The following is a 1,668-nucleotide window of genomic DNA, read 5'->3' on the forward strand; positions in this document are numbered from 1 at the left end:
TCCGTCAGATGGGTGAGGCCCCGCTGCGGCACATAAGCAGGAGTCGCACGTTCCCTGGCCGCATGTGATCCAACGTACCACTTGGGCGGGTCCCGTTCGGAAAATGCGCACGATCATGTCGAGGGTTACCGCCCGTGGGCGGCAGCGGGCGGCCACTCGGCGGGCGGTTCACTCCTGGCACGTGAACTGCTCGGCCGTTTGCCCCTTCAGCTCATCCGGCAGGGCACCGGAGAGATCGAGTTTCTCGCCGGACGTGAAGTCCTGGCCGATCGACACCCGCAGGCCGGACAGCTCGTTGTCGACCACCAGCTGGCTGTCCGGGACGCCGAGCAGGGCCGCGAGATCATCGGCGGCCGAGGCCCACGAGGGGTTGTAGAAAATTTGGGTTCCTGCCAGGGCCGTGCCGGTCCGGCCGCTTTCCGTCTCGGTGTATCCGGCGTCCTGGAGCAGGTCGACGATGTCTCCTCCTCGATCCGGGTCGCCGGACCGATTGTCCACGGTCACCGGCACCAGTGAAGGTTGGATCTGCGGGACCAATTCCTCATCCGCTTCTTCGGTGCCGGCCGGCAGTGGTTCGGCCGTGGGGCCCGCTGAAGCGGCCTCCGTGGTGGCTGCAGCCGAGGTGCTTGGCGACGGCGTCGCATCAGTCACCGCCCGATCCTGCTGGAGCGTGCCGAACAGTCGTTCGGCGGGCTCCTCGTCCAGGATCAGTCGGTTGGGATCTTCGGGATTGGGGACGCTGGGCACGGTCACGAACGCAATCCGTCCCAGATCGATACCGGCGAACGTCCCGGCGATACCCACCAGTGTGGGCAGGGAGGTCAGACCCTCGTCCACGTGTAGGTTCTGGGTCATGACCTCGGCGATCTTGTAGAGCTGCGGCAGGTTGGTCAACGTGCCGTCGTCCTGGATCTTACGGGTCAGAGAGGCCAAGAAGGATTGCTGAGATCGGATCCGGGACTCGTCGCCGCCGTCACCGAATGCCGCACGGGAGCGCAGGAAGGCCAGCGCCTGATCACCCTCGACCGAGGAAATACCCGCCGGGAGTTTCAGACCGGATTTCGGATCATCCACCGGGTCGTTCACACACACCTGGACGCCGCCCACGGTCGAGGACAACTCCTTGACCGCGTTGAAGTCCGCGAGCATGAAGTGGTCGATGTCGACACCGGCCACCTGGTTGACCGTGGCCACGGTGCATCCGGGGCCACCGTTCTCGACGGCGGAGTTGATCATGTCCCGGTGGGCCGGGAACACCTCACCCGACTCCGGGTCGGTGCATTTGGGGATGTCCACCACCAGGTCACGCGGGAAGGACACCACGGTCACGGCGTCACGGTTCTCGGTGACATGCACGAGCATCATCACGTCGGTGCGCCCGGCGGCGTCGTCCTCGTCACCGTATTCGCTGTTGCCGGAACCCTCACGAGTGTCCGAGCCCATGACCAGGATGTCCAAGGGGCCCTCGCCCACGGTGGATGAACCATCCGAAAGGTTGAGCGGGCTGCTGTCCAGGTTACTGCTGAGCCGCAGCGCAGCCACTCCCCCGATCCCGAGAACCGCCATGAGTCCGAAAACGACCAGGATCACGGCGATCCGGCGCGCCGAGGGCCTGTGATCACGGGAACGGTGGTGCCTGCCCGTTTGCTTCAGGTTGATGTGTTCGAA

General features: G+C 65.2%; 1 protein-coding gene. It reads right to left on the minus strand.

All coding sequences use genetic code 11. The features are described 5' to 3' along the window. Positions 1-168 precede the first annotated feature (168 nt). A complete protein-coding gene (locus Q4E95_RS08570) occupies positions 169-1,659 on the minus strand; it encodes an LCP family protein (protein WP_303382913.1) in 1,491 nt (496 codons plus the stop codon). Positions 1,660-1,668: the final 9 nt, after the last annotated feature.

It is taken from the genome of Kocuria sp., assembly GCF_030536815.1.
Lineage (GTDB): Bacteria > Actinomycetota > Actinomycetes > Actinomycetales > Micrococcaceae > Kocuria > Kocuria gwangalliensis.